Origin of the sequence: Mycobacterium innocens (assembly GCF_900566055.1) — a bacterium.
Lineage (GTDB): Bacteria > Actinomycetota > Actinomycetes > Mycobacteriales > Mycobacteriaceae > Mycobacterium > Mycobacterium innocens.
Genome location: NZ_UPHQ01000307.1, coordinates 1 through 4587 on the forward strand (window position 1 = coordinate 1; position 4587 = coordinate 4587).

The 4587-nt window shown below is 66.5% G+C and carries 3 protein-coding genes and 1 pseudogene; 2 read left to right on the plus strand and 2 right to left on the minus strand.

Features of this window, described 5'->3' with window-relative positions:
• Both EET03_RS32145 and EET03_RS33200 read left to right on the plus strand, forming a co-directional pair.
• Positions 1-290 (plus strand): winged helix-turn-helix domain-containing protein (locus EET03_RS32145; protein ID WP_244232582.1); only part of this gene is annotated, 290 nt, incomplete at its 5' end.
• Positions 287-460 (plus strand): annotated as a pseudogene (locus EET03_RS33200) (hypothetical protein); the annotation flags it as partial. The gene EET03_RS32145 and the pseudogene EET03_RS33200, both read left to right, overlap by 4 nt.
• Before the next feature lie 138 nt (positions 461-598).
• Here the strand turns inward: EET03_RS33200 and ltrA are convergent.
• A complete protein-coding gene (gene ltrA, locus EET03_RS28355) occupies positions 599-2440 on the minus strand; it encodes a group II intron reverse transcriptase/maturase (RefSeq protein WP_244232583.1) in 1842 nt (613 codons plus the stop codon).
• A 662-nt stretch (positions 2441-3102) separates the two neighbouring features.
• On the minus strand, positions 3103-4413 hold the full coding sequence (locus EET03_RS28360) for an IS256 family transposase (protein WP_075542375.1): 1311 nt from the start codon (positions 4411-4413) through the stop codon (positions 3103-3105).
• Between the last annotated feature and the right edge of the window lie 174 nt (positions 4414-4587).

Below are 4587 nucleotides of genomic sequence, written 5' to 3' on the forward strand. Positions count from 1 at the left end.
GCCCACGGGCCAATGGCTTTCCAACCGAGATGTGGACCCTGGCGCGGGTCGCCGATGTGATCGAGACGCTGACCGGAGTCCGTTACGGCCAAACGCAGACCTGGACACTGCTGCGTGACCGGCTGAGGTGGAGCAGACAGCGTCCGGCGCGACGCGCGGTCGAACGCGACGACGAGGCGATCGCCACCTGGGTCAAACAGGATTGGCCGCGCATAAAAAAAGCGCCCGGCGCCGCGGCGCCTGGATCATCTTCCAAGACGAAAGCGGGTTTTCCCTGCTCCCCCCGGTGAGAGGGACCTGGGCACCCAAGGGCCACACCCCGCTGCTGCGCCACCGATTCTCCTGGACTCGCCTGTCGATGTCCGGCGCGCTGGCCTACCGGCCCGACGCCAGCCAGGCCGCGCTGGTGTTCCAGATCAAGCAAGGCTCCTACAACACCGACTCACTGATCGAGTTCCTCACCGACCTACACGCCCACTTCAGTGGCGACAAGATCACCTTGATCTGGGACAACCTGCCCGAGCAGTCGGGTAGCCCCGGCGCATTGCTGCGCCGGGGCCCCCTCAGAACCGAGCGAGCGAGTTGCCCCGCACTCGGCTCAAGCAAGCCCCGAGGGCGTCGCGGATTCCGGTCTCCTGCGTCGGCGAGCCTGCAGGCTGCGGTGACAGGAGGTGTGTACCAGGCGTGTTCGGTTCCCGTCCAGCGTGCTGCCTCGCCCGTGATGGGTGAGGTAGTCGGCGGCGATGGCCCGTTTGATGATGCTCAGCCACCAGCGTTCCCACGCGTGCGGGGATTGCGGTGGCTGATCGGGTGTAAGGATGTGGTCCCCGCACAGCGGGCAGCGCCCGTCCTGCTCGGCGAGCAGGCGCAGGTTGTAGCTGTCCAACGGGGGCAACACCTTTCGCCGCCGCGCAGCCCAGTAGTCGATCAGGTCGGGGTCGTCCGGAGACGCCCCGCCCGCGACCAGCTGGTGCCGGACGATGTTGGTCCAGGAGAACTTGGTCAGGTGCGCGATGTCGCCGCGCTCGTTGAGCACGTGATCGCGGGCGCCGAACACCCACCGGTCGTTCCTGAACTTGTTGAACCGGCCGAAGTAGCGGCGCACGATCCACTTCTTCGGTTTTCGCGGGTGGCTGCGGCACGCCCACCGGTAGGTGAGCCACCACACGTAGTGATCCAGCGCGCCGAACAGCTTGCTGGACACCACCCCTCGGTAGTAGGCGGCCCAGCCCCGGATGATCGGGTTGAGCCTGGCGATGAGCGCCATCGCGTTCGAGCCGCGCATGCGGCGCGTCTCGTCGGCTAGCCTGTGCCGGAGTCGCCTGACCGCGTCCTGGCTCGGTGTGATCAGCAGCTTGGCGGGCTGGTCCGTGCGCCGATATCGGCGCAGGTTGAACCCGAGAAAATTGAAACCCTCTTCGAGGTGCACGATGCGTGTCTTGTCCTCGTTGAAGACCAGCCCTCTCGGCGCCAGCCATGCCGCCATCCGCGCCTTGACCTGCTCGGCCTGTTGCCGCGAACAGCAGCAGACCGCCAAGTCGTCGGCGTACCGCACCAGAATCGGTGTTCCCGCAACCGCTTTCCCGGCTTGTGTGCCGGTCGAGTGGTAACGGACACCGGCGGCCTCCTCCAGGCCATGCAACGCCACGTTCATCAACAGCGGACTGATCACACCGCCCTGGGGCGAACCCTGTTCGGTCGGCGAGAACCGGCCCTGCTCGACCACCCCGGCCCGCAGCCAGCGTTCGACGAGACCCCGAGCGGGGAACCCATCGAGCGCATCGAGGAGCCGGGAATGGTCGATCCTGTCGAACGCGGCCGACAGATCGGCGTCCAGAATCCACACCCGGTGGGCACGAGGCCCGTGCAGGGTGGCGTACAACGAGCCGATCGCGTCGGCGCAGCTGCGGCCAGGTCGGAACCCGTACGAGCGGGCCTCGAATCTGGCCTCCCACTCCGGTTCCAGCGCGTTGCGAACCCGTGCCTGGTGGCACCGATCCATCAGCACCGGGATACCGAGCGGGCGCAGCTTCGTCTTGTCACTGGCCTTCGGGATGTACACGCGCCGGACCGGCATCGGGTCCCAGTCCGAGCGGCTGCGGTGCACACGCACCGCCATCTCCGCCCGCTCCGGCGACGACAAGGCGACCTCGCCGTCGATCCCGGCCGTCCGACGCCCGGTATTGCGCTGGGTGACCTGACGCACGCTGACAAGCGTGTTCGACCACGATCCCAGCATCAGTTTCTGCAGCGACCGGACCGTGGCCCAGTCCTGCTCCCGCGTCGCCTTGAAGATCCTGCGCCGCAACCGGATTACGTTCTGCTCATGGACACGCCAGTCGACGAAATCCCATTCCACAGCGACGTCCTCGGGTCCGTTCACCACAACGGTGTCCAACTTGCCCCTTCGGTTCATCAGGCCGTCGGCCTCGGTGTTCAAAGGCTCACCTGCCCACGTCAGCACCCTTTCGGGTCCGGCCGCACGGACCGGCATCCGGCCGGTTCCCCACGACGACCGCCTTGGAGTGACAGCAATTCGCCGCGAGTCCCGTCGCCTTTCGGCCACCGGCATCCGCTTCTTGGGCATCCTGTCCCGCCGAGGAGTTCCGCCCCTCTCACGATCGGCCTACCGAAACTACGAAAGTCTCGGACCCCGACGGGGTTTCCACGTTGCGCACGCACGAGACGCGACCGGGATGGGCGCTCCCTTCACCCCGGGGCCAGCGGTGTTCCCGCGACTCGCGACAATTGTCGAGTCGCCGCTTGCCGCCTCCACCAGCGGCCAGGCCCTGTCACCCGGTTGTTCATCCCGTCATAGCCCGGGCTAGGTCTCACGAGGCATCATCAGGAGTTCACTTGCGTTCGCCCGTCCGGTCTTTCCCTCGCCCGGTTGCTCCCCCGGACGGAGCGGGGGCCCTTGGGCTTCTTCCTCGAGCTTCGCACCCCGGCAGGCGGGACCTGCCGATGCACGTCGAGGCGGGAACCGATCTCGAACACTGATCGGGAGCTACGCACCCGGCATAATCGGCCTCCAATCTGCGAGCTCACTCGCTGCGCGCGACTTCGTGTCGCACATTGTCAATACCTGTGGATCAAGATTTTTCAGGCGGCCTCCTTCCGGGTTTCGTCGGTGACCGGTTCGTCGGGGCGTTCGACGAGTTTGCCGTTCTCGAACTTGGCGCCAGCACGGACGAGGGCGACCAAGTGGGGTGCGTTCACCGCGCGCCAGCGTGACTGCGCGGCCTCGATCAGCTTGTAGGCCATGGCAATTCCCTGGGCGCGCGAACCCGGCCCTTTGGTGATTTTGCTGCGGTTGCGCACGGTCGAGAAGGTGCTTTCGATGGGGTTTGTAGTGCGCAGGTGGATCCAATGCTCGGCGGGGAAGTCGTAGAACGCCAGTAGCTGATCGAGGTCGTCGGTGATCTTGGCGACCGCCTTGGGGTACTTCGCGCCGTAGGCCGCCTCAAACGCTTTGACCGCGTCCTGCGCATGGCGTTTGTCCTCGGCGTTCCAGATCTCCGCTAAGGCTTTCTTCGCCCCGGGATGCGCCGACTTCGGCAGTGCAGCAAGAACATTCGATATTTTATGGAACCAGCAGCGCTGCTCCTTGGTCTCGGGGAACACCTCGCGCAGCGCACCCCAGAACCCCAGCGCGCCGTCCCCGATCGCCAGCACCGGTGCGCGCATGCCGCGGCGTTTGCAGTCACGCAGCAGATCCGCCCACGACTCGGCCGCCTCCCGGTAGCCGTCGGTGAGCGCGATCAACTCCTTGCGCCCGTCCGCGCGCACCCCGATCAGCACCAGCAGGCACAGCTTGGCCTCCTCCAGGCGCACGTTGACGTGAATGCCGTCGGCCCATACGTACACGTAATCCACGTTCGACAGGTCGCGGGCCGCGAACGCCTTCTGCTCAGCCTGCCAGGTCTCGGTCAGCTTGGTGATCGTCGCCGCCGACAGCCCCTTGGTCGAGCCGAGGAACTGCCCCAGCGCCGGCCCGAAGTCCTGGCTGGACAGCCCGTGCAGATACAGCAGCGGCAGCACCTCCTGGACCCGCGGGGTCTTGCGCGCCCACGGCGGCAGGATCGCCGACGAAAACCGCGCCCGGTCACCAGTTTCCGGGTCAACCCGCTTGTCGTTCACCCGCGGCGCATGCACCTGCACGGCACCAGCTGCGGTGATCACCTCGCGCGGCTCGTGATAACCGTTGCGCACCACCAACCGGCACCCGTTCTCGTCGCGCTCATCGGCGAACTGGGCGCAATAGGCGGCCACCTCGGCCCGCAACGCCGCGGCCAGCATCCGCTGTGCACCCTCGCGCACGATCTCATCGATCACCGACGACACCGGGCCCGCCAGCGCGACCTCGACACCGGAATCCTCGCGGGCAGCCGAATCAGGGACTACGTTGAGCATGGGTCGTACCTTCCCGGCCGACGCTGTCATCGCCGGCCTAGCTTTGGCTTAGGGATCGCGCAGTAATTAGGTGGGTGTTTTCGGGCGTGTCGCGGTGGGGTGGGCCGTGAGCGTGTAGTTCCAGTCGCCGTGGAACTCGTGACGGTGCAGTTGGGTGGCTTCGAGGGCGGCGAT